Below are 25,492 nucleotides of genomic sequence, written 5' to 3'. Positions count from 1 at the left end.
ATTACTTGAGTTCCAGCTTTGCCGTGGTGCCGCGGATCTTGTCCGTGAGGTCCACCGCTTGGCCATTGAAATTCACCGCCACTTGCGAGGCGTTGCCGATCACCAGTTTGAACGGCGGCGTGCCGACCGCTTCCTGGGTGCTGCCCGGCTGCAAGGTCTGGAACACCAGCTTCTTGCCGGTGGCGTCCACCACCGACACCCAGGCTTCCGCCTCCTTGACCGTCAACACCAGCTTGCCGCTGGCCGCCGCCACGGCGGCGCTGGCCTGCGGTTTGGCGAGCGGCGGCGCCGACAGGACCGGGGCGCTGGCCACGCTGGCGGCCTTGACCGGCTGCGGCGCGGAGGCCGGAGCGGGCGCAGGGGCGACAGCCGGCGCCGAGGCGGGCGTCTCCGCGACGAAGGCGGCGGGAGCGGAAGCCTCGCCCGTCGGCGCCGAAGACAGTTCGGTCGCCATGGCTGCGGACGCGTCCGCGGCCGCCCGGCCTTCGCCGCCACGGCTGCTGGCCAGCCACGCCACGCCGCCGCCCAGCGCCGCCACCACCAGCAAGCCTACGATCCATTTGCCGGAAGATCCGCCCTCGTCCGACGCAGGCGTCTCGCCGGAATGCCCGGGCGCCTCGTGCGCGCCGTCGCGCACCAGATTGGCCACGTCGTTGACCGCGGAAGGAAACTGCCTGTCCAGCGCATGCATCAACGGTTCGGGGTCAATCTGCAAAAAGCGGGCGTAATTACGGACAAAGCCGCGCACGAAGGTCGCGCCCGGCAAGATTGTGAAATCGTCGCGTTCTATCGCCTCCAGCTGCCGCATCGACAGTTTCAGCCTATCCGCGACTTCCCCCAAGCCCATGCCTGCCGCCTCTCGGGCGGCTTTCAGCCGGGCGCCGACGCTGGAACCCGTCGGTTGTCCCTGTTGTTCGAATTGTTGCTCCATCCTCAGCTTCCACTCAACAGCAGTTGTGTTTCTTTGGAATCCGGATAGCGGTTCTTGAGCGCGACGGAACATTCGCTCTCCAACGCCCTGTTGCCGCTTTTGCGCCCGATCTGCACGCCAAGCCACAGGTCGTCGGCTTGCAGCGCCGCGCCCTTGCCCATCCGTTCGAAATAGAAAGCAGCCAATTTGGCATTACCCAGCCCAAGATGCAACTGTGCTAATTCCCGCAACGCGGGCGCGAAATTGGGCGCGGCGCGCAGCGCCGCCAGCAAGTAATCATTGGCCTGCTCTTGATTGCCGGCCTTGGCGCTGCAATGCCCCAGGTTCAAATAAGCCGTCTGAGGCGAATCATACAGCGGGTTGGCCAGCGCTTTCTGAAAATAGGACAAAGAATCCTGCAGCCGGTTTCGGTCGCACAGAAACAAACCGTAATTATTGTTCGCTTCCGGGTTGTTTGGATCCAGTTGCAGGGCTTTGCGGTAATTGGCTTCGGCGGGCCCTTCTTCGCGCAGCTGGGTCAAAACATAGGCGCGGGACACATAGGCCGGGACATAGGCCGGGTCCGCGGCGACGGCCAGATCCGCCGTTTCCAGCGCCACTTTGTAGTTGCCGATCTTGGCGTATTCGATCGCCAGCTGGCTGCGTATCGTCGCCAGCTCGCGCGACGTTTCAGGATCGGCGGCAAATGCGGTTGAACTCACAGCCATCCATAAGCAGGCCATCAACCCCATTTGCCGTATCGTCATTGCTTATTGTCCTCTACGAGCTGCATCCATTTGGCTTGACGGCGAGTTTTGTCCATCACCTGGCCGGCCAGCTGGCCACAGGCGGCGTCGATGTCGTCGCCGCGCGTTTTCCGCACCGTCACCACGTAACCGCGCTCCTGCAGAATTTCGCGGAACGCTCGAATCGCATTATTGCTGGAACGCTCGTAACCCGAGTTCGGGAACGGATTGAACGGTATCAGATTGAACTTGCACGGCACGTCCCGCACCAGTTCCAGCAGTTGGCGAGCATGTTCCGGCCTATCGTTGACACCGTCAAGCATCACGTACTCGAAAGTGATGAAGTCGCGCGGCGCCTTTTCCAGATAGCGCTGACAGGCCGCCATCAGCTGCGCCAGCGGGTATTTCTTGTTTATAGGCACAATCACGTCGCGAATGGCGTCATTGGGCGCGTGCAGCGACACCGCCAGCGCCACCGGGCATTCTTCGCGCAGTCTGTCCATCTGCGGCACCAGGCCGGAAGTGGACAGGGTCACGCGCCTGCGGGACAGGCCGTAACCGTGGTCGTCCAGCATGATCTGCATCGCGCTGACCACATTGTCGAAGTTGGCCAGCGGCTCGCCCATGCCCATCATCACCACATTGGACACCACGCGTTCGTTCTTGGGCGTGACGCCCATCGCCTTATTGGCCCACCACAGCTGACCGATGATTTCCGCGGTGGACAGATTGCGGTTGAAGCCTTGGCGGCCGGTGGAGCAGAACGTGCACTCCAGCGCACAGCCTACCTGGGATGACACGCACAAGGTGCCGCGTTCATCCTCGGGGATGAAGACGGTTTCGACGCCGTTGCCGGTGCCTACGTCGAGCAGCCACTTGCGGGTGCCATCACTGGACGCCTGCCCGGTCATCAGCGAGGGGACCTTCACTTCGGCGCGCTCATGCAGCTTGGCGCGCAGGCTCTTGGCCAGATCGGTCATCGCGTCGAAGTCGGCTTCCGCCATCTGGTGCATCCAGCGCATCACTTGCTTGGCGCGAAACGGTTTCTCGCCCATTTCGGCGAAATGCCGGGTCAGCTGGTCCAGATTGAAGTCGAGCAGGTTGGTTTTCATGCATTCCTCGGGATAAAGCAAAGGCGGTGTGGACGACCGCCTTTTAGACGGAGCCCGTCCATGACGACGGGCTCCGCAAACAACGGAGTACTCTTTAGAGATTAGCGGGCGCTGATCTCGGATGCAGCAAAGAAATAAGCCACTTCGATCGCGGCGTTTTCCGCGCTGTCGGAACCATGAACGGCGTTGGCGTCGATGGAGTCGGCGAAATCGGCGCGGATGGTGCCGGCTTCAGCCTTCTTCGGATCGGTCGCGCCCATCAGTTCGCGGTTTTTCAGCACGGCGTTCTCGCCTTCCAGCGCCTGGATCATCACCGGGCCGGACACCATGAAGTCAACCAGGTCCTTGAAGAACGGACGTTCTTTGTGCACGGCGTAGAAGCCTTCGGCTTCGGCGCGGGACAGTTGCTTCATCTTGGCGGCCACGATTTTCAGGCCGGCGGATTCGAAACGATCGTAGATTTTGCCGATGACGTTTTTACCAACGGCGTCCGGCTTAACGATGGACAAGGTGCGTTCAATTGCCATATAAATTCTCCCAAACATCAAGACAAGTGGCTAAACTTGAGTATTATGCAGCCACTCGGGTTACCCAATTTTGACGAACCCGATATTTTAGCAGTGTTTTCAACCATGTGCTGCACATTTCTCAAGTCTCACGGACCATGCGCGAACAAAATCAACAAGACCCCGACAAGACCGGCGGCGAGGCCGAACTCAACAGCAAACTGAAAAAGCGTTTGCTGATCGCCGGCGGCCTGGTCGCCGTGGCGCTGGCCGCCATTCCGCTGACCGACAGTTTCAACAAACCCAAGGTGGAAATGACCGCCAGCAGCCAGAGCCCCAGCTCCGGCAAGATCATCAAGCCCGCCTCCGCCCCGGCGGAAGCGCCGCCGGCGCCCGCGCCCGCCAGCGCGCCGACGGCGGAAAGCAGCGCGCCCGCGACGGAGCCCGCCGGCGCGCCGCAAGCGCCCAGCGTAGCCAGCCCGGCCAGCCCGGACCTGGACAAGACTCCGGCCGTGGTCAACAACCGCCCGCCGGTCCATGCCGCCGCGCCGGCACCGGCGCACGAGCGCGCGGCGGCGAAAACGCCTCCCGCGCCAAGCGCCGCAGCGGCTCCACCGCAGACGGCAGCCGCCAAAGCCGCGCCGGCCGAAGCCGTCAAAGCCGCCCCGCCCGCCGCCGCCATCGCGGCGGACAAGCCCGTCGCGCCGGTCAAGGAGGCCCCGGTCAAGGCCAAGCCGGCCGGCAGCTCCATCGGCTATCAAGTCCAGCTGGGCCTGTTCTCCAGCATCGGCAACGCCGAAAAGCTGGTGAAGGAGCTGAAACAGCACGGCATCCCGGCCCACACCGTCACCCGCGTGCAGGTCGGCCCGTTCAAGAGCCGCGCCGAAGCCGACGAAACCATGGAGAAGTTGCGCGGCCTGGGTTATGCGCCCTTGCTGGCGCCCGCCGGACAATAAGACGAAATAAAAAAAGCCCTCTCCGCAATGCGGAGAGGGCAAGCTCTGAACTCACTCAAACAATCGGAACGAAACGCACCGCCGCGTGCGGCGCGGCCCAAGCCGCGAAGACCGGCCTGCGGCCCTCCGACCCATCCCTTTTGTCAGCGCATTCTCGCCGCCCGCCCCCAAAGACTCAAACAATCTCAAAGCAGGCTCAAGCCGCGCCCCCATGTGAAAAACCCTCTTCGCCGGCGAAGAGGGTTGATGCGTCCAGTCCTTTCCGGCCGTCAACTCCAGTCCAGAATCACCTTGCCGCTCTGGCCGGACAACATGGCGTCAAAGCCCTGCTGGAACTCCGCCACTGGGAAGTGGTGGGTGATGATGGGGGTGATGTCCAGACCGGACTGGATCAGGGCCACCATCTTGTACCAGGTCTCGAACATTTCGCGGCCGTAGATGCCCTTGATTTCCAGGCCCTTGAAGATGACGTGGTTCCAATCGATGGCGGTGTCGGCCGGGGGAATCCCCAGCAAGGCCACTTTGCCGCCGTGGTTCATGGTGTCCAGCATCTGACGGAAGGCCTGCGGATTGCCGGACATTTCCAGGCCGACGTCGAAGCCCTCGCTCATGTGCAATTCGGCCATCACTTGCTTGAGGTCCTGCTTGGCCACGTTCACCGCGCGGGTCGCGCCCATTTTGCGCGCCAGTTCCAAGCGGTATTCGTTGACGTCGGTGATCACCACGTGGCGCGCGCCGACATGGCGCGCAATCGCCACCGCCATGATGCCGATCGGACCCGCGCCGGTGATCAACACGTCCTCGCCCACCAGGTTGAAGCTGAGCGCGGTGTGCACCGCATTGCCGAAGGGGTCGAAGATGGACGCCAGATCGTCGGAAATGTCGTCCGGAATCGGGAAGGCGTTGAAGGCCGGAATCACCAGATACTCGGCGAACGCGCCCTCGCGATTGACGCCCACGCCGAAGGTGTTGCGGCACAGATGGCGGCGGCCGGCGCGACAGTTGCGGCAATGGCCACAGGTGATGTGTCCTTCGCCCGACACGCGCTGGCCAATGCTGAAGCCCTGCACTTCCGAGCCGATGTCCTCGATCACGCCGACGTATTCATGCCCGACGTGCATCGGCACCGGGATGGTTTTTTGCGCCCAGTCGTCCCAGTTCCAGATATGAATGTCCGTTCCGCAGATCGCGGTCTTGCGAATACGGATCAATAGATCGTTGTGGCCGATTTCCGGCTTGGCCACATCGGTCATCCACAGGCCGCGCTCGGCCTTCAGTTTGGATAATGCTTTCATTGCTGTTCCTATCCGCCGCGGCGCCCTCTTGGGCGCGCGGCGCTACGCCTCAGATCACGCCGAGCTCGCGGCCCACTTTGATGAAAGCCGCCACCGCCAGCCTAACCTGTTCTTCGCTGTGACGCGCCGACATCTGGGTGCGGATGCGCGCCTTGCCCTTGGGCACCACCGGGAAGGAGAAGCCGATCACGTACACGCCCTCTTCCAACAGCTTGGCCGCCATCTCGCCCGCCAGCCGCGCATCGCCCAGCATCACCGGCACGATGGGATGCTGGCCCGGCACCAGGGTGAAGCCGGCCGCGCTCATTTCCTGGCGGAACACTTCGGCGTTGCGGCGCACCTTGGCGCGCAGCTCCGCGCCTTCCCCGCCCTTGAGGATGTTCAGCACTTCCAGGCTGGCGGCGGCGATGGCCGGGGCCAGGGTGTTGGAGAACAGATACGGACGCGAACGCTGACGCAGCAGATCGATGACGGCTTTGCGGCCGGACACATAGCCGCCGGACGCGCCGCCCAGGGCCTTGCCCAGGGTGCCGGTGTAGATGTCGATGCGATCGGCCACGCCGCACAGCTCCGGCGTGCCGGCGCCGCTGTCGCCGATGAAGCCGACGGCGTGGGAATCGTCCACCATCACCAGCGCGCCGTGGCGTTCGGCCACTTCGCACAGGGTTTTCAGATCGGCGATGATGCCGTCCATGGAGAACACGCCGTCGGTGACGATCAGCTTGAAGCGCGCGCCGGCCTGCTCGGCGGCGACCAGCTGCGCCTCCAGATCGGCCATGTCGTTGTTCTTGTAACGGAAGCGCTTGGCCTTGGACAGGCGCACGCCGTCGATGATGGACGCGTGATTGAGCTCATCGGAAATCACCGCGTCTTCTTCGCCCAGCAGGGTTTCGAACACGCCGCCGTTGGCGTCGAAGCAGCTGGAGTACAGAATGGTGTCGTCGGTGCCCAGAAAGCCGGAAATCGCCTGCTCCAGGTCCTTGTGCACTTGCTGGGTGCCGCAGATGAAGCGGACCGAGGCGCAGCCGTAGCCGAAGTCGTCCATGCCCTTCTTCGCCGCCTCGATCAGGCGCGGGTCGTCGGCCAGGCCCAGGTAGTTGTTAGCGCAGAAATTCAGCACATTGCTGCCGTTGCTCAAGGCGATGTCCGCGCGCTGCGGCGTGGCGATCACGCGCTCGGGCTTTTCAAAACCGTCGGCGCGAATCTGCGCCAGCGTGGCTTCTAGGTGGGCTAAGTAGGTTCGGTTCATGACTGTCCTTGTCCAGGGATGACAAAAGAATCACCATTGCGCCGCCGGATCCGCGGCGACTCAAAAACTGGCACCATTCTAGCCCAGCCATTTCACAGCCATCAGTGACAGTTCAATGCGTTTTTCCAAGATACTGTAACCTTGATAAATTAATACGAACCAACACTGTCACCATAAAATACCGCACGACAACTATCGTCACTTCAAATATTTGGCGATGATTTTTTCCAGCTTCCCGCTTTCGCGCAATTGCTGAAACGCCCTGCTCAGCCTCAGCGCGGTCGCATCCGACATTTTCGGACTGCAGGCCAGATAAATGCTGGTGGTTTGCACCTGCAAGGCCTCGCGGATGCTGTCCGTCGGCGTGCCCACCTGTTTGATGGTGTAGTTGGCCACCACGTCATGCACCGCCCAGATGTCCGCCACGCCCGCCGCCAGTTCGCGCTCGGCCTCCTCCGGCGTAGGTCTGACCGAATACCCTATATTGTTTTTTTTCAGATACTCCGCCAACGAGGAGCCCAGCAGCACCACGACGCGCTTGCCCTTGGCGTCGTCCAGCGAGTTCAAGACCACGGGATGATGCGTATTGATGAACAAGGATTGCTTGCTTTCCATCACCAGCCCCACCCAGCGATACATTTTCTCTCTCTCCGGGGAGCGGGTAAAAGGCGTCAGACAACTGTCCGCGTCTTGCTGCACCTGCATTTGGGCGCGCTTCCAGGGGATCTCCGGCATGCGCGCACTCAAGCCGGCCAATTGCAGCGCCTGGGCCACCGCCTCCGTGGCGATGCCGCTCAATTTGCCGCCCTCTCCTTTCAACACCAGCGGCGGATACTCCACGCTGTAGACGGAGAGCGTCGACGGCTCCGCCGCCAACGCCGCCATGCACCACAAGCCGCTTATCGCCCACCCCAGTTTCATCCCGCACCTCCGCCCGATGCCCATGCCCGTCACAGTCCTTAACATGATTTTTAGTCCAGCCGCCGGCGTTTGCGCACAGAAACCGCGCAGCCGCGGGCTGCGATGCTAAAATCGGCGCCATGTCCTTGCGCGTCCGCCTTATTTCCAGCTCCCTGTCCCTGCTGCTTGCCGCCTGCGCCAGCACCTCGCAACCCGCCGCGGTGGAGTCCGCCGGCTTTTACCGCGTCAAACCGGGAGACACCCTGTTTCGCATTGCCCAGAACCACCGGGTCAGCGTGGCGAACCTGGTGCGCTGGAACGGGCTGAAAGACCCGGGCAGCATCAATGCCGGGCAATTGCTGCGCGTATCGCCCCCCGGCGGCTCCGCGCAAGCCTCCGCCAAGCCCGGCCGTCCGCAGCCCAGCCGGCCCGCGGCCAAGCCTTCCGCCTCCGAGCCCAGCAAGCCCGCGCCTCGGCCGACGGCCAATATCAAGCTGGTCTGGCCGGCCAAGGGCCCCGTCATTGCCAAGTTCAACGGCCAGGGCAGCAAGGGCATCGACATCGCCGGCGAGGCGGGCGCCCCCATCCGCGCGGCGGCCGGCGGCAAGGTCACCTACTCCGGCAAAGGCATCCGCAGTTACGGCAATCTATTGATCATCCAGCATGACAATGCCCACCTCACCGTCTATGCTCACAATCAGTCCTTGCTGGTCAAGGAAGGGCAAGCGGTCAAGGCCGGCGACACCATCGCCACCATGGGCAGTTCCGGCACCACCCGGGTCAAGCTGCACTTTGAACTGCGCGTCCGCTCTTCGGCGGTCGATCCCCTGCCCTATCTGACGGACTGAGCCGCACGGCGGCGGAGCGCTTGTCAGCGCCGGCGGCGTACGCGCAAAATACATTCCTTATCTGATGCGCAACCTATCGCCCGGACAGCACGGTTTCCACTGCGCGGGCCCGAAGCGAGGAAGTCGAGAAGGCAAGCCGATGGGGAGATTACTGTTACTTGGCAGCTTGCTGCTGGCCCTCGCCGCCAACGCCCACGCCGCCAAGATCGTCAAGGTGGCCTTTGGCGAATCGCTGGAGCCCTATGTGATGGAGGGCGGCAAGAGCGGGCTTGAAGTGGAGATCGTGCGCGCCGCCTTGCAAGAGCGCGGCTACCGGATAGAACCGGTTTTCTTTTCCCAACCCCGGCTGCCGATGGCGCTGAAGAACAAGGACATCGACGCGGTGGCCACCGTGGGCGAGCAGGCCGGATTGCAAGCCGAGTATTCCGACGTCTACATCAGCTACGAGGATGTGGCCATCACCCTCAGCAGCCGCCGCATCCAGCTGCACCAAGCCAAGGAGTTGGGCGCCTATCGGGTGCTGGCCTTTTCCCTGGCCAGGCAATACCTGGGCGAAGCCTTCAAGGACATGGCCCGAAGCAATCCCAACTACGCGGAAACCGCCAATCAGGTGGATCAAAACCGGCTGCTGTACCGCGGCTCCGTGGACGTGGTGGTGGCCGACCGCAACATCTTCGCCTGGATGAACCACAAGCTCGCCACCCAGTTCAAGGAAAAAACCGCGCCGGTGGACATTCACCGGCTGTTCGCCCCCACCGTGTACCGGATGGCCTTCCGCAGCGCCCCCCTGAAGGACGAGTTCAACCTGGGCTTGCGCGCGATACAAAAAAGCGGCGCCTACAAGCAAATCGTGAATCGTTACCAGAACCTCTGAGCGCGATTGCCGATGACAGCAAGATAGCCTAACCTTCACGGTTTGATTCCGCACCGTCCCGCGCACCGTGAAACCGTCCCGTTTGCTGTTTGCCCTTTTGCCCGCGCTGCTGAGCGCCTGCGCCACCGTCAGTCCGCCGGCCCCGGTCGCCGCTCCCGTCGTCGTCGCGCCCGTCCCCCCCGAGCCGGAGGCTCCTGCGCCGGCGGTCGAAGCGCCGCCCTCGCCTCCGCCGGTGAGCGCGCCGCCGCTCAGGCCCGCCTACAACGATCCGCAGGCCGGGCGCCTGTTGCTCAACCGCCTGCTGCCGGCCAAGATCCGAGACCGCCAGGGCTGGAGCAACGACATGCTCTCGGCCTTCACCCACCTGAAGATCCCCTACACCGCGGAGAATTTCTGCGCGCTGGCGGCGGTGATCGAACAGGAGTCCAGCTGGCAGGCCGATCCCACCGTGCCCAATCTGCCCGCCATCGTCTGGGACAAGATCGCCGAGCGGGCCCACGGCTATCTGATCCCGCTGCCGGTGGTCAAAGCCGCGCTGATGAAGACATCGCCCAACGGCAAAAGCTATAAGGCGCGCATCGACAGCCTGCGCACCGAAAGGGAAATGAACGATCTGTTCGAAGACATGGCGCGCGAAGCCAGCAAGCTGGGCCTGCCGATGAGCATGAAGAACCCGATCCGCACCGGCGGGCCGATGCAGGTCAGCGTCGAGTTCGCCGAAGGCCACGTCAGAGTCTGGCCCTATCCCTATCCGCGCAGCGGCAGCGTGCGCCAGGAAGTGTTCACCCGCCGCGGCGGCGTCTACTTCGGCGCGGCCATCCTGCTGCAATACCCTGCGCCTTACAGCCAGATGCTGTACCGCTTCGCCGACTTCAACGCCGGCCGCTACAGCAGCCGCAACGCGGCCTTCCAAGCCGTGATGGAGAAACTCAGCGGCAAGGACCTGACGCTGGACGGCGACCTGCTCAGCTACAAGGACGGCAAGGTCTACCCCAGCACCACCCAGAGCGCGGTCATCAGCCAGGGCGGCAAACTGGGCATGGGCCAGGGCGAGATTCTGCGCGACCTGAAACTGGAAAAAAGCGCCGCCTTCGGCCAAAGCGAGCTCTACCGCAAAACCTACGCGCTGGCGGACCAGCGCTTCGGCAAGCCCGCGGCGCGCGAACAACTGCCGCAGATCGATCTGAAAAGCCCAAAGATCACCCGCAAGCTGACCACCGAGTGGTTCGCCAAGCGCGTGGACGGCCGCTATCAGAGCTGCCTGGCCCGCGCGCGTTGACCTCAAAACCGCCGCGATTATAATCCCACGTCATCACCCGCCGGCGCCGCTCCCGACGCCGGCGCCGGGCGGGCCTGGCTCGTCCGGCACAACAAGGCGAATTCATTCATGCGCACCACGCTCTCCTACTTCACCGGCTCGCTGCTGTTCAGCGTCGTCGTGCTGGCCGCCGCCGGCTGGTACGGCTTCCAGCTGGGCGGCCCCGCCATGGCCAGCTCTTTCCTGGTCACCGCCCTGGTGCTGGCGATTCTGGAAACCAGCGTTTCCTTCGACAACGCGGTCGTCAACGCCAGCGTGCTGCAGGCGATGAGCTCCTTGTGGCGCAAACTCTTCATGACGGTGGGCATCGCCGTCGCCGTGTTCGGCATGCGCATCCTGTTTCCGCTGCTCATCGTCGCCGTCGCCGGCGACACGCCCTTGCTCGAGGCCTTCTCCATCGCCACCCGCGAACCGCTGCGCTACCAGCAGATCATGCACGACTCGCATCTGATGATCATGGGCTTCGGCGCCACCTTCCTGCTGATGGTGGTGGTGGAATACTTCGTCAAAAAGGAAAAGGACGAACACTGGCTGCCGGCCGTCGAGCCGCTGCTGGCCCGATTGGGCTCGGTTGAAAACGCGCAGTCGATGATCGCCATCCTGTTGATCGCGCTGGTGGCCGCCGCCATTCCCGCCGGACAGAAGATGGAGTTTCTCAGCAGCTGTTTCTGGGGCTATGTGGTGTTCATGGCGCTGCATGTGTTCAAGCAGCTGTTCGGCGGCATGGACATTCAGACCGCCGCGGCCAAGAACGGCCTGATCGGCTTCGTCTATCTGGAAACGCTGGACGCCAGCTTCTCCATGGACGGCGTGATCGCCGCCTTCGCCATCACCAATAATTTCTGGCTGATCGCCGCCGGGCTCGGCATAGGCGCGATGTTCGTGCGTTCGATGACCATTCTGCTGGTGGAGCGCAACATCATCGGCCAGTTCAAATACCTGGAGACGTCCGCGTTCTGGGCCATCGGCGCCCTGGTCGCCATCATGTTCGCCGCCGCGCTCCACGTAGAGCTGGGCGAAGTGCTCACCGGCCTGATCAGCGTCGCCATCATCGGTCTGGGCATCGTCACCAGCCTGCCGGGGCGCAAGCGCCGGCGCGACTGAAACGCCCGCGCCGTAATGCGAACAGGCCTGGAATCCAGGCCTGTTCGTTATAGAGCGGCGACGGCCTTGCGCCGGCGCGCCTTGCTTCAGCCGTGAAACCGACTTTTGTTAGCCGCTCTTATCCGTCAAAGCCGATAACTGGCTCCCGTCATCAGCTTGGCGGACAGCTTCATCGCCCCCTTGACCGGAGCCGGCAATGGGGCCGCGCCCAGATCGTGGGCCATGTCCGCATGCTTCAATTCGTCGTCGCGCATCTGCTCGACGATGGCGCGGCTCTTGGCGTCCGCCTCCGGCAACAGCTTCAGATGGCTGTCCAGATGCGCGCCCACCTGTTGCTCGGTTTCCTCCAGAAAGCCCAGATTCCACTTATCGCCCAACACCCCGGCGGCCACACCTATCGCCAGCGAACCGGTGTACCACAGCGGGTTGAACACGCTGGGCCGGCCGCCCAGCTCGCGAATGCGCCGCTCGGTCCAGGCCAGATGCTCCACCTCCTCCTGCGCCGCTTGGCGCAAGGCTTCGCGCGCCTGCGGCGTGCGCGCCGTCAGCGCCTGCCCCTGGTATAAAGCCTGGGCGCACACCTCGCCGCAATGGTTCACCCGCATCAGGCCCAAAGCGTGCCGCTTCTCCTCCTCAGCCAGCTCCGCCTCGCCCAGCGCCGCGTCAGGATGCGGCCGCAGGCTTTGCGCGGAAGCAAACAGGGTGCGCAGCCCCTTGTCGAACTCGACGATCCATTTGTCCAGCATCAATCGCTCTTTCTCGCGCTCACTCAATCGCCGGCGATTATACCCGCCCGATACGCGACGCGGCAGCTACTGCTATAATTGCGCGGTTTATCGAAACATTGTGTTCAACACGCTCAACAAGGATTCCCTGATGGATCTCGCTAGCATCGGCCCGGGCAAAGACATGCCGGGCGACTTCAACGTCGTCATCGAAATCTCCGCCAACGCCGCCCCGATCAAGTACGAATTCGACAAAGACTGGAACGCGCTGGTGGTTGACCGCTTCATGGGTACTTCCATGATGTATCCGGCCAACTACGGTTTCGTGCCGCAAACCCTCGCCGGCGACGGCGATCCGGTTGACGTGCTGGTGGTGACCCCCTTCCCGCTGCCTCCGGGCGTGGTGGTGCGCTGTCGCGCGCTGGGCCTGATCAAGATGGAAGACGAGTCCGGCGTTGACGCCAAGCTGGTGGCCGTGCCGGTGGAAAAACTGTGCCCGATGTACAAGTCCATCCAGAAACTGGAAGACCTGCCGGAACTGCTGCGCAACCAGATGGTGCACTTCTTCGAACACTACAAAGACCTGGAAAAAGGCAAGTGGGTCAAAGTGCAAGGCTGGGGCACGCTGGACGACGCCAAGACCGAACTGGTCGACGGCATCGCCAACTTCGAAAAATAAGCGCTCGGCGCTTATCCCAAGACAACCGGCGCGCGGCGCCGGTTTTTTCACGCCCGGCGTTTGCCTCCGCACATTCGCCAACGCTGATATTGCAACGCAATATGCCATCATTATTTGCTACAATCGCTGAGGCTTGGACGCCGCGGCCGCCCGCAGTTAGAAAAGCAAGTGATTGTTACTAAATACCATAAATAATTCTTTTACCCGTCGCCGCATTGCAGGTATCGTTCCATTAGAGCCTGCGACGGCCCCGCGGGCTAAAGTAAAACAAGGCCTTGCGGCTGAAAAAGCGGAATGCGCATACGGCAGATAGGCGCTTCGAAGGGGTTCTCAAAGACCGTACGCCGGCGCGCGGCGGATCGTGAACCGCTTCCGGGAGCCCGCCCGCGTTCAGGACCGCAATGCCCCGAACATGGCCCCATGCCCCGCCGCCTGTCGTCGCCATGGCGTCGGGCAGCCCAACCGGAACCACAGTGACCTATATCGCCCAAGGCTCAGCACCGCAACTCCACTGGCTCCAGCAGCGCCTGGCCAGCCGGGGTTTGCCCGCGTCCGCCGGCGCGAGCGGTCCGCCGTCCTGGCTGCCTGGCGATTGGCAAGGCTTTTACCTGTCTTCCGGCTGCTGGATCAATATCGACCCCCTGCATCAAGCTCCGCTGCCTCCCCGCCTGCGGCTCTGCCGCAAGCACGAGGTCCAGTTGCTGGAGCTGGACGGCGCCTGGCAGGCGCTGGGCTCGGACTTCGGCTTCATGCTGTTGCTGGGCGCCGACCGCGCGCCGACCGCCGACGCCTTGGCCTTGCTGGACGCGCTGGCGCCGCTGCCGGCCGCCTGGCTGCGCTGCGGCCCGACGGGCAGCGCGCGCTACACCCGCCAGGTCTGGGAAGCGCTGCTGTTCATGCTGAGACGGCAGACGCCGCCCAGCCCGGCCACGCAAACCGCGCCGGACTGGGAAACCGGGCTGCGCGGGCAATGGCGGCTGTGGGAACAACTGGTGCGCCTGTCGCAACGCTATCTGCGGGAACGCAAGCTGCCCGAGGACAATCCGACGGCGCGGCGGGACTTCGCCGAACCGCCGCGGGAGCAAGAACACTACGCCGCCAGCCTGGCCGGGCTGATCGTGCAGGCGGACGGCTGCCAGCAGGCCTGGCGGCAATTATGGGACGACTTCGCCGCCCAAGCTCCGCTGAGCCCCAAAAACTAAAAAGCCCGCGAGAACGCGGGCTTTTTTTCACGACAAGGCCGGAATCAGGCGGCGCTGGTCGCCTTCTTGCCGCGGGCGACGGCGGCGCTGGCGGCCTTGGCGGAGTTGGTGGCGGCTTCCACGCTGGCTTCGGCGATTTCCGCGCTGACTTTCTTGGCGGTCTTGGACACGCTTTCGAAAGCGGCGTTGGAGGTGTTCACCAGGCTTTTCAGAGCGGACACCGCGGCGTCGGAGCCGGCCGGCGCGTTCTTGGACAGACGGTCCAGATTGCTCAGCAGGGTCTGATTGCCTTCGGCGATCTGCTCTTCAACAAAAGCGGCCAGTTCATTCTGGGTGGTCAGCGCGGCGTCGTAGACATTGCGCGCCACGGAGAAAGCCTGATCGATGGACGGCTGAGCCAGGCTGCTCTGCACTTCGGCGAAGGCCTTGGGATCCTTGGCTTCGCTCAGCGCCTTGATCGCCTGGGCGTTGTCGGCCAACAGCTTGCGCGACAGGTCCAGTTGCAGCGCGGCCAGACGCTCGGCGCCGGCCAGCACGATGGAGGAGAAACGCACGGCCTTGTCGAACTGCGACTGGCCGAGAGCGGAGAATTCTTGAGTAGTGGTAAACATGACGACTCCTAAAAAATATCCAAAATTGACAGCTCAGCAACGACAGCGAACTTAACCTGCGCCCTTGATGTTGCATCGCAACAATTGCCATTCTGGCGGGTCGGCTCTCTCGAGTCAAGAAAATGTTGCAATGCACAAGCGGCTAAACCGCTATTTTTCATGAATTTTTGCAACACAAACATTCCAAAGACATTACAGAAACGCGCTTCCTTTCTTCTCCGCGCGACAATTCCCTCAATTGCAACACTTGCCTGCGTCCAAGCCCGCCGCCTCGGCCGATTTCGGCCTTTTGGCCCCAAGCCGAGCAACGCCATTGAAAGCCTGTCAGCAACCCAGTACACTCGCCCCATAGAATAAATCTATCTACATGAAGCCAAGTACAATGAGCCCTGCGGCCAACGCATTCGACATAAAATCCGCCAGCCTGGATCTGCTGGCGCTCTTGCTGCGCACCGACGACCTGGACGAACTGAGCCAGGCGCTGGACGCGCGTTTCGGCACCGGCCACGACGCGCCGGCGGAAGCCTTCGTCCTCGACGTGGAAGCCTTGCCCGCCCCGGCCGAGCTGGATTACGGCCGCCTGCTGCCCATGCTCAGCCGCCGCGGCATCCGCGCGGTGGCCCTGCGCCACCCCAGCACCGCGCTGGCCGGCGTCGCCAGCCAGTTCGGCCTGGCCTACACCAGCAGCGCCACGCCGGCGCGCTCGGCGCAAAGCGCGCCGGAACCCGCCGACAAGCCCGCCGCGCCGGAACCGGCTCCGGCCACCGGCGCCATGATCGTCGACCGTCCGGTGCGCGCCGGCCAGCAAATCTACGCCAAGGGCTGCGATCTGATCGTGCTGGCCATGGTCAGCGCCGGCGCGGAAGTGATCGCCGACGGCAATATCCATATCTACGCGCCCTTGCGCGGCCGCGCTCTCGCCGGCGCGCGCGGCAACGCCGGCGCCCGCATTTTCGCCCGCAGCATGGAGGCCGAACTGGTGTCCATCGCCGGAGTCTATCGAACTATCGAACAAGCCTTGCCCGACAGCATTCTGGGCAAGCCAACTCAAATCTATCTCGAGAACGAGCGCCTGGTCATGACCGCGCTCGGCGAGTAACAAGCCATTATTCAAAGGGATCGACTGTGGCAAAAATCATCGTTGTGACGTCCGGCAAGGGTGGCGTCGGTAAAACCACTACCAGTGCCAGCTTCTCCTCCGGCCTGGCGTTGCGCGGTCACAAAACCGTCGTCATCGACTTCGACGTCGGTTTGCGCAACCTGGACCTGATCATGGGTTGCGAACGCCGCGTGGTCTATGACCTGATCAATGTCGTCAACGGCGAAGCCAGCCTGAACCAGGCGCTGATCAAGGACAAGAACTGCGACAACCTCTACATCATCCCCGCCTCGCAAACCCGCGACAAAGACGCCTTGACGCTGGACGGCGTGGAGAAGGTGTTGAACGACCTGGCCGAAGCCGGCTTCGAATACATTGTCTGCGACTCGCCGGCCGGCATTGAAAAAGGCGCGCTGATGGCGCTGTACTTCGCCGACGAAGCGCTGATCGTCACCAATCCGGAAGTCTCCTCGGTGCGCGATTCCGACCGCATCCTGGGCATTCTGTCCTCCAAGTCCAAGCGCGCGGAAGAAAGCCGCGAGCCGGTCAAGGAACACCTGCTGATCACCCGCTACTCCGCCGGCCGCGTCGACAAGGGCGAAATGCTGTCGGTGGACGATGTGAAGGAGATTCTGCGCGTGCCGCTGCTGGGCGTGATTCCGGAGTCGCAGACCGTTCTGCAAGCCTCCAACTCCGGCACCCCGGCCATCCACCTGAAAGGCTCGGACGTCGCCGACGCCTATTCCGACGTGGTGGCCCGTTTCCTGGGCGAAGAGCGCCCGATGCGTTTCCTCGATGCCCCCAAAGTGGGCATTCTGAAGCGCCTCTTTGGAGGTTAAGTCATGTCCCTGATCGAAATGATCTTTGGCAAGCGCCAGAAAACCGCGGCCATTGCCAGAGAACGCCTGCAAATCATCCTGGCCCACGAACGCAACGGCCGCAGCGCGCCCGACTATCTGCCGGCGCTGCAGCGCGAATTGATGGAAGTGATCTCCAAATACGTCGCGGTCAATCTGGACGACATCAAGGTGCAAGTGGAGCGCCAGGACGACTTCGAAGTGCTGGAAGTCAATATCGTGCTGCCGGAGCACCAGCGCTGAGCCATGACGCTGACCGAACTTCGCTATATCGTCGCGGTGGCGCGGGAGCGCCACTTCGGCCGCGCCGCGCAAAGCTGCTTCGTCAGCCAGCCGACGCTGTCCATCGCCATCAAGAAGCTGGAGGACGAACTGGGCGTCACGCTGTTTGAGCGCGGCGGCCAGGAAGTCAGCGTCACCGAGATCGGCGAACGCATCATCGAGCAATCGCAACGCGTGCTGGAGGAGGCCGAAACCGTCAAACGCCTGGCCGGCGAACATCAGAACGAACTGGTGGGCCCGCTGAAGCTGGGGGTGATTTTCACCATCAGCCCCTATCTGCTGCCGCGGCTGATCCCGGCCTTGCGCATCCTGGCGCCGGACATGCCCTTGATCCTGGAGGAGAACTACACCTCCCGGCTTTCGGAAATGCTCAAGCGCGGCGAAGTGGACGCCATCATCGTGGCCGACCCCTTCGACGAGGCCGGCACCGTGGCGAGCCCGCTGTACGACGAGCCCTTCGTCGTCGCCACGCCCAAGGGCCATCCCTGGGAAAAGCTGGGCGCCATCGCCGCCAATCAACTGGCCGACGAAAGCGTCCTGCTGCTGACCCAGGGCAATTGCTTCCGCGATCAGGTGCTGCAGGCCTGCAGCGATCTGGCCAGCCGGCAGAGCCACGGCGGCACGCTGGCCGCCAATCTGCAGGGCAGCTCGCTCAACACCATCCGCCACATGGTGGCCAGCGGCATGGGCGTCACCGTGATGCCGTCCACCTCGATAGGCCCCACCGACGAATCCTTATTGTCGGTGGTGCCGTTCAAGACGCCGGCGCCGCAGCGCCGCGTGCTGTTGGTGACGCGCAAGCAGTTCTTCCGCAAGAAGGCGATAGACACCCTGCAACAGGCGGTCTTCCGCTCCGGGCTGGAAGGTGTCGCCATGCTGGAAGGCGAAGCGCCGGCGCAATAAGCCGGCTCCCGCCCCCAAACGAGACAACCGCTGCGCGCCCTGCCGCAGCGGTTTTTTTCCGCCCCACCACCGCAAGGAGTTTCCCCGTGTCTCAATTGCGCAGCATTGAAATCAAAGCCTTCGTGCCCGCCCGCGACTACGCGCTGTCGCAGCGCTTTTACGCCGATCTGGGCTTCGAGCAAAAGTCGGACAGCCACGGCGTCAGCTATTTCGTCCATGGCCAGTGCAGCTTCCTGCTGCAGGACTTCTATCATCCGCAATTGGCGGAAAACCTGGTCTTGCACTTGCTGGTCGACGATGTCGACGCCTGGCACCGCCAATGGCTGGCCCAGGGCGTCGCCGAGCGCTATCCGGCCAAGATAGGCCCGCTCGTGGACCAGCCCTGGGGCATGCGCGACTTCTGCCTGCATGATCCCTCCGGCGTGCTGTGGCGCGTCGGCCAGAACCTGTAAGCCGCCGCGGGCCGGGCCCTCACACCGCGCGGCCAAGCTCCTCCTTCAGTATCGCGAACAGGCTTTCCGGTCTCCCGTTGAGGAAGAAGTGATCGCCGCGCAGGATCTCGCTGCGAAAACCGCCGGTGGCATAGCCCTGCCAGGAAGCCGCCGCCTCGACGCCGCCCTCTTCTTCGCTGCCGCCCAGGGCGACGATGCGGCAGCTCAAAGGGGGACGCGGCGCGGGACGGTAAGTCTCTATCGCCTCGAAGTCGGCGTGCAGCACCGGCAGGATGACCTGGACCAGTTCCGGATGGGCCAGCACTTCCGCCGGCGTGCCGTTCATGCGCATCACCTCGTCCAGAAACTCATCGTCCGGCAAGCCGTGTATCGGCCGCCCTCTCGGCGGCAGATGCGGCGCGGCGCGCCCGGACACGATCAGGCAGCAGGGCGCCGGCAGGCCGCGCGCCCGCGTCCGCTGGGCCACCTCGAAAGCCAGGCTCGCCCCCATGCTGTGCCCGAACAGGGCGTAAGGCCGGTCCAGCAGCGGCGCGATCGCGTCCGTCGCCTCCTCGGCCTGCTGATCCAGCCGGTAGCGCAGCGGATCGTGAAAGCGCCGCCCCCGCCCCGGCGGATGCATGGGCAGCACATCGACCGCGGCCGGCAAGCGCTCCGCCCAGCCGCGGTACACCGCCGCGCTGCCGCCGGCGTAAGGGAAGCAGAACAGGCGCAAGGCCGCGGCTTGGCCGGCCGGCGCGGCGTCCACCCAGCCGCGGTTCACGGCGCCACCTTGCGGATGAAGCCGCCGGCTTCTTTGATCGCCGCCCTCGCTTCCGGCAGCATCGGCGTCAGGGTGGCCCAGGCGTGCGGCAGCCGCCGCCACACCTTGAAATCCACGCCGACGCCGGCCGCGCTCGCCTTGCTGGCCACGCGTGCGGCGTCGTCCAGCAGCACCTCGCTGTCGCTGGCCTGGATGAACAGGTCCGGCAGGCCCGCGTACTCGCCGTAGAGCGGCGAGGCGATGGGATGATCGGCGGCGGCGTCGCCAAGGTAGTAGCGCGAGAAATTCCTCACCGCCACCGCGCTCAGCATCACGTCGGACGCGTCGTTCGCTTCCAGCGAGGCCCCGGTCGCCGCCAGATCCGTCCACGGCGAGAACAAGACCGCGCCGGCCGGCATCGGCGCGCCCGCGTCGCGCAGCGACAGCAGCAGCGCCAGCGCCAGCCCGCCGCCGGAGGAATCGCCGGCGACCACGATGCGCTCAGGCGCCACGCCCTCGTCCAACAGCCCCCGATACGCCGCCAGCGCGTCGTCGACGGCGGCCGGGAACGGATGTTCCGGCGCCAGCCGGTAAGCCAGCGAAAACGCGCGCGCGTCCGCCTCCCGCGCCAGCGCGGCGGCCACGCCCCGGTGCGTCAGCGGCGAGCAGAAGCAATAGCCGCCGCCATGCAAATACAGGATCACCCGCCCGCTCGCCTCGCGCCGCGCGGAGGCTTCAGGCTCTATCCACTCGCCGCGCAGCGCCTCCGCGTCCAGCTTGCGCACCCGCCAGCCGCGCGGCGGCTTGATTTCGCCGCGCGCCCATTTCGCGCTGCGCTCGCGCATTTCCTGGGCGGTCAGGCCGGGCTTGCGGGTCAGGGATTTGGCCGTTCTGCGCAACAGCCAGGAGAAACATAGGTTTTGCCAACTCATGAATCGCTTTCCAGTCATGAAGAGAAAGAAGTCTGCCGTCGCGCGCGGCTTATCCGAACACCAGTTTGCGATGCGCGGCGATGCCCGCCAGCGCGCCGTTGCCGATGGCCAGCGCCACGGTGCCGCCCCGCTGCGTGATGTCGCCGCAGGCGAATACGCCCGGCGCCGATGTCTCCATCGCGTCGTCAGTCCGCACATAAGGCCCCAGCGGCCCCTCCTCGATCACGCAGCCCAGCTGCTCCGCCACCGGGCTGGACAGGCGGAAGCGGTTCATCATGAACAGCCCGTCAAAGGCCAGCCGGCGGCCATCGGCCAGCTCGACGGTGGCGCGCTCGACGATGCGCGCGATCCGTTCGCGCACGATGTCGACACCCCGCTGCGCCAGCGCCTCGCGCTGCGCCGCGTCCGGCTCGGAGCCGCCGTCGCTCAGGAAGACGGTCGGGCCCCATTCCGGCATCAGCATCGCCGACAGATAGGACAGGGGGCCGCCGCCGAGCACGCCGATGCGGCCCTGCTTCAGTTCGTAGCCGTGGCAGTAAGGGCAGTGGAACACGCTTTCGCCCCAGCGCTCGCGCAGGCCCTCCAGCTCAGGCAATTCGTCCACCACGCCGAAGGCCAGCACCAGCTGGCGCGCCGCGTAGCTTTGGCCGGAGGCGCAGCGCAGCGCGTAGCCGGCCTCGCCGCTCTCGGCCCGGACCACGGTGTCCGCGCGCCATTGCGCGTTGGGATAGGCCAGCAATTGCGCCTTGCCGTCCGCGGCGATCGCGTCGGGCGAGCGCCCGTCCAGGCCGATCACGCCGTGGGATTGGGCGGCGAAGCGATTGCGGCGCGCGCCGGCGTCGATCACCAGCACGCGGCGGCGCGCGCGCGCGATCTGCAAGGCGGCGGATTGTCCGGCGTGACTGCCGCCGATCACGATGACGTCGAATACAGTCGTGGAAGTTTCGGTATTCATGATGGGATGTCCTTATCGGGATGAATCGGAGGGCGCGCGGACGGCCGTCACAGCCGGCCGCCGCCGCAGGCTTCCGCCGCGCGGTCCAGCAGCCAGCGCACGATCAGCTTGGCGCGCGGCACGCGCTGCCCTTCGTCGCGGCGCCGCAGCGCCAGTTGTTGCGTGATCACCGCCAGCCGCAGCAGGCCGTAGGCGTACCAGTAGGCGGGTTCCGTCACCTCGCGTCCGGCCGCGGCGGCGTACAGGTCCACCAGCGCCGCGCGCGTCGGCGCGCCCGGCGCGCAGCTCGGCCCGGGCGCGTCCAGCCGCAGCAGCGACGAATCCCGGCCCTCTATCCAGTAAGCGAGCGCGGCGCCGAGATCCGCCAGCGGATGGCCGACCGCGGCCAATTCCCAATCGACGACGCCCACCAGCCGCGCCGGATCGCCCGGGTCGACGAGGATGTTGTCCAGCTTGTAGTCGTTGTGCAGCCAGGCGGAGGGCGCGGTCTGCGGCATCCGCTCGCTCAGCCAGTCGGCCACCGCCCGGAAGTCGGCGTCGGCCGCCGCGCCCGCCTCCTCCGCGTTCCAGCGCCGCCGCCATTCGCTCAGGATGCGGCGCAGATAGTCGGGGGGCCGGTCGGCCGGCGCGACCTCCAGCGCATGCAGGCTCGCCAGCGTCTCGATGAAGTTTTCCGCGAGCCGGCGCACGGTGTCAGGGCCGAGCGCTCCGCAGGCGGCCGGCGCGACGCCGTCCAGCTTTTCAACCAGCAGCAGCGCGGCGTCGCCGTCCTCGTCCACCGCCAGCGGCCTGGGCGCCAGCCGGAACTGGCCGGACAGCCGCTCCAGCAGCGCGTAGCGGCGCCTCGCCTCGCGCGCGCCGCCCTCCGGCAGCCAGTAGGCGATGAGTTCGCTGTCGCCGCCCTGCACCAGGAACACTTCGCTGGCCCGGCCGCCGCCCACCCGCGTCGCGCGCGCGCCGACGCGGGGGCGGCCCAGCGCCGCCATCGCGCGCTCCGCGATCCGCGCGCTCATGCCAGCTCCCGCCGGAAACCGGCCAGCGCATGGCGCGCCACCAGGCTCTTGTGCACCTCGTCCGGGCCGTCGTAAATCCGCCCCGCGCGTTCGTGCCGCCACAGCACATTGAGAATCGTGTCGCCGCTGACGCCCAATGCGCCCTGCACCTGCAACGCGTGATCGAGCACGGTCTGCGTCACGCCGGCCACGAAGAACTTCGCGATCGAGATGTCGATCTGCGCGCGCTCGTGGCGGTTCTGCAGCCGCGTGGCCGCCTGGGTCACCAGCAGGCGCGCGGCGTCTATCGACGCGCGGCTCTCGGCGATCCAGTTCTGCACCGTCTGGCGCGAGGACAGCAGCTCGCCCGCGGCCAGCTCCCGGCGGCAGGCGCGCCGGCACATGATGGCGAAGGCGCGCTCGCACACGCCTATCCAGCGCGCGCAATGGTGCAGCCGTCCGGTGGCCAGCCTGGCCTGCAGCACGACGAAGCCCTCGCCGGGCTTGCCCAGCATCGCGTCCTCGCCCACCCGGCAATCGTCCAGCACCAGTTCGCCGTGGCTGGCCCAGCCGCAGCCCTCGTCCCCCATCACCCGCAGATTGCGGACGTGGCGGAAGCCGGGCGCGTCGGTGGGCACGATGAAGGTGCTGGTGCGCGCGTGCAGCGGCGCGGCCTCGTCGGTGACGGCCAGCACGATGGCGAAGCCCGCGCCGTCGGCGCCGGACGCGAACCATTTGCGGCCGTTCAGATGCCAGGCGCCGTCCCTGTACACCGCCGTCGTTTTCAGCGAGGAGGGATTCGATCCGGCGGACTCCGGCTCCGTCGCCGCGAAGCAGCTGCGCAGTTCGCCGCGCAATAGCGGCTCCAGCCAGCGCCGGCGCTGCGCGGGAGTCGCGTACTCCAGCAGCACGTCGATATTGCCGGCGTCGGGCGCCTGGTAGTTGACCGCGTAATGGCCCAGCGGCGAGGCGCCCAGCAGCTCGCCCACCTCCACCAGCTCAAGCAGGTTCAGGCCCAGGCCGCCGTCGGCGCGCGGCACCTGCGGCAGCCACAGGCCATGCGCCCGGTTGGCCGCGCGGATGCCGCTCATCAATTGTTCCACGGTTTCGAAATCGCCGTTGGCGAGCGCCGCCTCCGGTTCCGCCAGCGCCGCCTCGACGGCGGCGAATGCCTTGACTCTGGTGTTCATTGTTCTTCCTCGGTTTCCATGTCCGAAACGGCCCGCCGCGCGGCGGCCTCCACGGCGCGCAAGGCGCCGGCCAGCCCGCTGACGAAGGGGGGGCGCATGATGCCGACGTGATCGCCGGGTAGGCGCAGCGGCGTCGCCGCGGCCGGCGCCGCCGCGCGCCAGCCGTCGATGAGCGCGGCGGCGTCGGGCGCGTCCGCCTCGTCGTCCCTGTCCGCGGCCACAATCAAATGCAGCGCGCCGGCATAAGGCGTCGCCGGCGCGTAATCCGTCAGCGAATGCGCGATGAAGGCGCGCACGCGCGCCGCGAATTCGGGCAGGCCAAGCTCCTCCGGCAGCACGCCCGCCGCTATCAAGCGCTCGCGCAAACGTTCCACTCTCCGCGCATCGTCCAGCGCGTCGAATTCGTCGGCGTCGAATAGCGGCTTGGCGTCGGCCAGACGCGCGAAGCTGTTGCCGATCTCCGCCATCCAGCGGCTGTCCCGCCAGTCCCGCTTGTGCTGCCGCGCCGCCGACCCCGGCGGCAGGCTGTCCACGATGGAGACCCAAGCCACCGCCTCGCCCTGGCCGGCCAGTTGCCGCGCAATCTCAAGCGCGACCCAGCCGCCGAAAGAATGGCCGCCCAGGCGATAAGGCCCGTAAGGCCGCACCCGCCGGATGTCGGCGATCAGCGCCGTCGCGATGGCTTCGACGCCGGCCGCGTCGGCCTCGCCGGGCCCGGGCAGCTCCATGCCCCATACCGAGAAGTCCTTGGACAGCTCGGCCGCGAGCGCGCGCAGATACGGCACATGCCCGCCCGCGCCCGGCGCGAAGAACAGCGGCGGCGCGTCGCCCGGCGCGGACAGCGCGACGAGCGCGCCGACCCGGACGCCGTCCGCGCCCGCCCCCTCGGTCTCGATGATCCGGGCCTGCTCGGCCACGGTCTGCGCCGTCAACAGACGGGCCACCACCGCCGCGTCCAGGCCAAAGGCCCGGCCGGCGCGGGAGCAGATCCGCAGCATCAGCAAAGAATCTCCGCCCAGCGCGCTGAAATCGCTGTCCTCCGACGGCGGTTCGCGCTTGAGCACGGCCGTCCACAAGGCGCTCAGCTCGCGTCGCAACGCCGCGCCGCTGGGCCGCGCGGCGGCGGGCGCCTGGCCGCCGCCGGCGTGGCGGCCGCCGAGGCCAGGCTCCGGCGCTCGCCGCCGTCCGCCCTGATCGCGCCGCCGGCGGCCGCGTCCCCAGCCGTGGTTTCCCCGAGCAGCGCGCGCAAGGCCGCCGCGTACTCCGCGACGAAGCGGAGCACGGTCTCCGTCGAGAAATGCCCGCGCGACGGCACCAGGGTGATCCGCAATACGCCTTGCCGGCCGTCGAAGCTGCTTTGCACCACCAGCGGCACATTGGTCGTGTCGCTCGCGTAGCCGTCGGACACCTCGATATCGCGCACCGCGTCCTCCAGCGCGCGGAAGTGCGTGAAGTTGAACAGCGCGTCGAACACCGTGCCCACCTGCCGATGCAGTTCGATCAGCGGATAGCGCCGGCGGCTGAACACCTCCAGCTCGGCCGCCTGCACCGCGCGCACCAGCGCGACCGCGTCGAAGACGCCGGCCGGGAAATCGAAGCCGAGCGGCAGACTGTTCAGGAACAGGCCCAGCACCCGGTCGCCGTCCGCGCCCTCGCTGCGGCCGTTGAACACCACGCCGCTCGTCACCGCCGGCCTGCCGCAGATGCGCGACAAGGCGAGCAGATGCGCCGTCAGCAGCACGCTCTTCACCGAGGCGCCCGCGCGCGCGGCGAGCGCTTCCAGGCCGGCGGACTCAGCGGCCGAAATCGGCACCTCCGCCGGCGCCGCGTCGCCGTCCAGCTCCCGCGCCAGCCGCGTGGCCGGCAAGGATTGCAGCCGCGCGCGCCACCAGTCGCGCAGCGCGTCCGAACGCGCCGCCTCGCGCTCGCGCTCGACGAAGTCGCGGTAGCGGCTGGCCGGCGCCGTCAGCGCCAGCGGCCGGCCGGCCAGCCGCGCCGAATAGTCCGAGATCAGCTCGGAGAGCAGCAGGTTGAAGCTCCAGCCGTCCAGAATCGC

General features: G+C 65.7%; 29 protein-coding genes (1 of these 29 running past the window's edge). 12 read left to right on the top strand and 17 right to left on the bottom strand.

Annotated features, from left to right (window positions below):
• Position 1: 1 nt before the first annotated feature.
• From DB032_RS05335 to ndk, 4 genes are all read right to left on the bottom strand, one after another.
• Positions 2 to 931: a helix-turn-helix domain-containing protein gene (locus DB032_RS05335; protein ID WP_107798555.1), complete on the bottom strand. Its 930-nt coding sequence runs from the start codon at positions 929 to 931 to the stop codon at positions 2 to 4.
• 2 nt (positions 932 to 933) lie between these two features.
• Entirely contained in the window at positions 934 to 1,677 is a 744-nt protein-coding gene (gene pilW / locus DB032_RS05330; protein ID WP_227104368.1) for a type IV pilus biogenesis/stability protein PilW, read from the bottom strand.
• Positions 1,674 to 2,768, bottom strand: a complete 1,095-nt coding sequence (gene rlmN, locus DB032_RS05325; RefSeq protein ID WP_019104100.1) for a 23S rRNA (adenine(2503)-C(2))-methyltransferase RlmN — start codon at positions 2,766 to 2,768, stop codon at positions 1,674 to 1,676. The genes pilW and rlmN overlap by 4 nt, the downstream gene beginning before the upstream one ends.
• Positions 2,769 to 2,869: 101 nt before the next feature.
• Positions 2,870 to 3,295 (bottom strand): nucleoside-diphosphate kinase, encoded by a 426-nt coding sequence (gene ndk / locus DB032_RS05320; RefSeq protein WP_107798554.1) that lies wholly within the window; start codon positions 3,293 to 3,295, stop codon positions 2,870 to 2,872.
• Positions 3,296 to 3,432: 137 nt separating this feature from the next.
• Between ndk and DB032_RS05315 the strand changes: the two genes are divergently transcribed.
• Positions 3,433 to 4,230, top strand: a complete 798-nt coding sequence (locus DB032_RS05315) for an SPOR domain-containing protein (protein ID WP_107798553.1) — start codon at positions 3,433 to 3,435, stop codon at positions 4,228 to 4,230.
• A 269-nt stretch (positions 4,231 to 4,499) separates the two neighbouring features.
• Here DB032_RS05315 and tdh read toward each other — a convergent pair whose 3' ends face one another.
• The 3 genes from tdh to DB032_RS05300 form a co-directional block, all read right to left on the bottom strand.
• Positions 4,500 to 5,525, bottom strand: a complete 1,026-nt coding sequence (gene tdh / locus DB032_RS05310; protein WP_107798552.1) for an L-threonine 3-dehydrogenase — start codon at positions 5,523 to 5,525, stop codon at positions 4,500 to 4,502.
• A 49-nt stretch (positions 5,526 to 5,574) separates the two neighbouring features.
• Positions 5,575 to 6,774: a glycine C-acetyltransferase gene (locus tag DB032_RS05305; RefSeq protein WP_107798551.1), complete on the bottom strand. Its 1,200-nt coding sequence runs from the start codon at positions 6,772 to 6,774 to the stop codon at positions 5,575 to 5,577.
• Between the two features lie 198 nt (positions 6,775 to 6,972).
• The gene (locus tag DB032_RS05300; RefSeq protein WP_158274245.1) at positions 6,973 to 7,695 is read right to left on the bottom strand and encodes an ABC transporter substrate-binding protein; all 723 of its coding nucleotides are present in this window, start codon (positions 7,693 to 7,695) and stop codon (positions 6,973 to 6,975) included.
• Positions 7,696 to 7,814: 119 nt separating this feature from the next.
• Between DB032_RS05300 and DB032_RS05295 the strand changes: the two genes are divergently transcribed.
• From DB032_RS05295 to DB032_RS05280, 4 genes are all read left to right on the top strand, one after another.
• The gene (locus DB032_RS05295) at positions 7,815 to 8,522 is read left to right on the top strand and encodes a peptidoglycan DD-metalloendopeptidase family protein (protein ID WP_107798549.1); all 708 of its coding nucleotides are present in this window, start codon (positions 7,815 to 7,817) and stop codon (positions 8,520 to 8,522) included.
• Positions 8,523 to 8,661: 139 nt separating this feature from the next.
• The gene (locus DB032_RS05290; protein ID WP_158274244.1) at positions 8,662 to 9,396 is read left to right on the top strand and encodes an ABC transporter substrate-binding protein; all 735 of its coding nucleotides are present in this window, start codon (positions 8,662 to 8,664) and stop codon (positions 9,394 to 9,396) included.
• An 82-nt stretch (positions 9,397 to 9,478) separates the two neighbouring features.
• Positions 9,479 to 10,675 carry a DUF1615 domain-containing protein gene (locus tag DB032_RS05285; RefSeq protein WP_227104376.1) on the top strand — a complete coding sequence of 399 codons (1,197 nt, stop codon included), beginning with the start codon at positions 9,479 to 9,481 and terminating at the stop codon, positions 10,673 to 10,675.
• A 108-nt stretch (positions 10,676 to 10,783) separates the two neighbouring features.
• Positions 10,784 to 11,818, top strand: a complete 1,035-nt coding sequence (locus tag DB032_RS05280; RefSeq protein ID WP_107798546.1) for a DUF475 domain-containing protein — start codon at positions 10,784 to 10,786, stop codon at positions 11,816 to 11,818.
• Positions 11,819 to 11,943: 125 nt separating this feature from the next.
• Here the strand turns inward: DB032_RS05280 and coq7 are convergent, their stop codons facing one another.
• Positions 11,944 to 12,564, bottom strand: coding sequence for a 2-polyprenyl-3-methyl-6-methoxy-1,4-benzoquinone monooxygenase (gene coq7 / locus DB032_RS05275; protein ID WP_107798545.1), 621 nt, complete (start codon positions 12,562 to 12,564; stop codon positions 11,944 to 11,946).
• A gap of 130 nt (positions 12,565 to 12,694) precedes the next feature.
• Between coq7 and ppa the strand changes: the two genes are divergently transcribed.
• Together ppa and DB032_RS05265 are read left to right on the top strand one after the other, a co-directional pair.
• Positions 12,695 to 13,222, top strand: coding sequence for an inorganic diphosphatase (gene ppa, locus DB032_RS05270; protein WP_107798544.1), 528 nt, complete (start codon positions 12,695 to 12,697; stop codon positions 13,220 to 13,222).
• A 473-nt stretch (positions 13,223 to 13,695) separates the two neighbouring features.
• Entirely contained in the window at positions 13,696 to 14,424 is a 729-nt protein-coding gene (locus DB032_RS05265; protein ID WP_107798543.1) for a hypothetical protein, read from the top strand.
• Positions 14,425 to 14,468: 44 nt separating this feature from the next.
• Here the strand turns inward: DB032_RS05265 and DB032_RS05260 are convergent, their stop codons facing one another.
• Positions 14,469 to 15,035: a phasin family protein gene (locus DB032_RS05260; protein ID WP_107798542.1), complete on the bottom strand. Its 567-nt coding sequence runs from the start codon at positions 15,033 to 15,035 to the stop codon at positions 14,469 to 14,471.
• A 382-nt stretch (positions 15,036 to 15,417) separates the two neighbouring features.
• On the opposite strand from DB032_RS05260, the gene minC reads away from it, so the two are divergent.
• The 5 genes from minC to DB032_RS05235 all read left to right on the top strand — a co-directional run bounded on the left by minC (position 15,418) and on the right by DB032_RS05235 (position 18,628).
• Positions 15,418 to 16,134 carry a septum site-determining protein MinC gene (gene minC / locus DB032_RS05255; protein WP_107798541.1) on the top strand — a complete coding sequence of 239 codons (717 nt, stop codon included), beginning with the start codon at positions 15,418 to 15,420 and terminating at the stop codon, positions 16,132 to 16,134.
• Positions 16,135 to 16,160: 26 nt separating this feature from the next.
• Positions 16,161 to 16,973 carry a septum site-determining protein MinD gene (gene minD / locus DB032_RS05250; protein ID WP_048409059.1) on the top strand — a complete coding sequence of 271 codons (813 nt, stop codon included), beginning with the start codon at positions 16,161 to 16,163 and terminating at the stop codon, positions 16,971 to 16,973.
• Positions 16,974 to 16,976: 3 nt separating this feature from the next.
• Positions 16,977 to 17,234 carry a cell division topological specificity factor MinE gene (minE, locus tag DB032_RS05245; RefSeq protein WP_019104116.1) on the top strand — a complete coding sequence of 86 codons (258 nt, stop codon included), beginning with the start codon at positions 16,977 to 16,979 and terminating at the stop codon, positions 17,232 to 17,234.
• 3 nt (positions 17,235 to 17,237) lie between these two features.
• On the top strand, positions 17,238 to 18,176 hold the full coding sequence (locus tag DB032_RS05240) for a LysR substrate-binding domain-containing protein (protein ID WP_107798540.1): 939 nt from the start codon (positions 17,238 to 17,240) through the stop codon (positions 18,174 to 18,176).
• 86 nt (positions 18,177 to 18,262) lie between these two features.
• Positions 18,263 to 18,628 (top strand): VOC family protein, encoded by a 366-nt coding sequence (locus DB032_RS05235; protein WP_081547350.1) that lies wholly within the window; start codon positions 18,263 to 18,265, stop codon positions 18,626 to 18,628.
• Between the two features lie 19 nt (positions 18,629 to 18,647).
• Here the strand turns inward: DB032_RS05235 and DB032_RS05230 are convergent, their stop codons facing one another.
• The 8 genes in view from DB032_RS05230 to DB032_RS24545 are tightly spaced (at most 49 nt apart) and all read right to left on the bottom strand, a layout consistent with a single transcriptional unit that may run on beyond the window.
• Positions 18,648 to 19,388: a thioesterase II family protein gene (locus DB032_RS05230; RefSeq protein ID WP_199225824.1), complete on the bottom strand. Its 741-nt coding sequence runs from the start codon at positions 19,386 to 19,388 to the stop codon at positions 18,648 to 18,650.
• Positions 19,385 to 20,299 (bottom strand): alpha/beta hydrolase, encoded by a 915-nt coding sequence (locus DB032_RS05225; RefSeq protein WP_158274243.1) that lies wholly within the window; start codon positions 20,297 to 20,299, stop codon positions 19,385 to 19,387. The genes DB032_RS05230 and DB032_RS05225 overlap by 4 nt, the downstream gene beginning before the upstream one ends.
• Positions 20,300 to 20,348: 49 nt before the next feature.
• A complete protein-coding gene (locus DB032_RS05220; protein WP_107798539.1) occupies positions 20,349 to 21,254 on the bottom strand; it encodes an NAD(P)/FAD-dependent oxidoreductase in 906 nt (301 codons plus the stop codon).
• A gap of 47 nt (positions 21,255 to 21,301) precedes the next feature.
• Positions 21,302 to 22,267, bottom strand: coding sequence for a phosphotransferase family protein (locus DB032_RS05215; RefSeq protein WP_107798538.1), 966 nt, complete (start codon positions 22,265 to 22,267; stop codon positions 21,302 to 21,304).
• Positions 22,264 to 23,436 carry an acyl-CoA dehydrogenase family protein gene (locus DB032_RS05210; protein WP_107798537.1) on the bottom strand — a complete coding sequence of 391 codons (1,173 nt, stop codon included), beginning with the start codon at positions 23,434 to 23,436 and terminating at the stop codon, positions 22,264 to 22,266. Before DB032_RS05210 ends, DB032_RS05215 begins: the two co-directional genes overlap by 4 nt.
• Positions 23,433 to 24,533 (bottom strand): thioesterase domain-containing protein, encoded by a 1,101-nt coding sequence (locus tag DB032_RS24370; protein WP_199225823.1) that lies wholly within the window; start codon positions 24,531 to 24,533, stop codon positions 23,433 to 23,435. The genes DB032_RS05210 and DB032_RS24370 overlap by 4 nt, the downstream gene beginning before the upstream one ends.
• On the bottom strand, positions 24,518 to 25,447 hold the full coding sequence (locus tag DB032_RS24730) for a condensation domain-containing protein (protein WP_255411670.1): 930 nt from the start codon (positions 25,445 to 25,447) through the stop codon (positions 24,518 to 24,520). The genes DB032_RS24370 and DB032_RS24730 overlap by 16 nt, the downstream gene beginning before the upstream one ends.
• Positions 25,447 to 25,492, bottom strand: partial view of a non-ribosomal peptide synthetase gene (locus DB032_RS24545; RefSeq protein WP_233246652.1) — the 3' portion only. 3,686 nt of this gene lie beyond the right edge of the window; the window shows 46 of its 3,732 coding nt (coding positions 3,687-3,732); its start codon lies beyond the right edge, outside the window — the gene reads right to left on this strand; its stop codon occupies positions 25,447 to 25,449. Before DB032_RS24545 ends, DB032_RS24730 begins: the two co-directional genes overlap by 1 nt.

The sequence above is a fragment of the Chromobacterium sp. Panama genome (genome assembly GCF_003052555.1).
Lineage (GTDB): Bacteria > Pseudomonadota > Gammaproteobacteria > Burkholderiales > Chromobacteriaceae > Chromobacterium.
Note: the sequence above shows the minus strand (reverse complement) of the source record. Positions and strands in the feature narration are given on the sequence as shown.